This is a genomic window from Ulvibacter sp. 2305UL32-6, from assembly GCF_058148545.1.
The window spans coordinates 1-850 of the sequence record NZ_JBYVKA010000053.1 but is presented as its reverse complement, the minus strand read 5'-3'; the positions used below and the strand labels follow the sequence as shown (position 1 = coordinate 850).

Annotated in this window: 1 protein-coding gene; it reads right to left on the bottom strand. The window is 29.6% G+C overall.

The window, feature by feature from the left end; all coding sequences use genetic code 11:
* Window positions 1-139 precede the first annotated feature (139 nt).
* A partial coding sequence (locus ACY2RU_RS17665) for a hypothetical protein (protein WP_490139806.1) occupies window positions 140-850 on the bottom strand: 711 nt, incomplete at its 5' end.

Sequence of the window (850 nt, the reverse complement as noted above, 5' to 3'; positions counted from 1 at the left end):
ACAACGGGTTTGTATATGATTTGTTGCGTGTTTTAAGCACCTAATTTAGCAAATACAAACCGAATAGAAAATCCGAGAGGATTTTCGTAAGTAGGCTAGAACTAGCAATAAATTATATACGGTGTTGGCAACTGGCTTTTTATCCATTGTCTTTTGGTTTGTCGAGTTTCCTTAAATTCCAATTTTCGCTGATTTTTTTTCCTTTAGAAAATTCTTTAATCCAAACTTTGCTATATGAAGGATTAAGTTTTGAATAATCAGGAATATATGTCAAAACATCCTCATAGGTAATATAGAATTGAATAAAATCGCCTAATCTTTCAAGATGTTCTATACTGTAAACTTTAAGTTCATCTTTCAATTTACTCAAAGAGTCTATTTTTATAAAAGGGTTTCTTTTTCCGAAAACTTCATTAAGTTTAAGATTGTCCATAAGTAAAACATCTGTCCCATTATTGTCAGTTGCAAATATTCGAATATTCTCATTCTCTGTTTTTTCGAATTCAATTCTGTGGTATTTTGACGTGTCTATTTCGATTAGGCAAGGAAATTCTTTTGACTTTAGGAAACTGTTGAATGAAATCAGAGTAGTTGTATCTTTTTCTTTTTTATAAAAACAAGAATAAACTATTGAGTCCTTAATTTTTTTAGTCCATATTTCTCCTCCACGATAATGAAAGTTCCATTTTCTGAAAACATCAATATTATTTTCGTCTAGTAATTCAGTTATCCGTTTGGCATTGGTTTCAATTTCTTCTTTCGATAATTTCGAATTATTGCAGGCTGAAACGACAATCAAGATTAAAATCAAAAAGTATATTTTCAGTATTCGCATTTTTTTCAGCTTGTT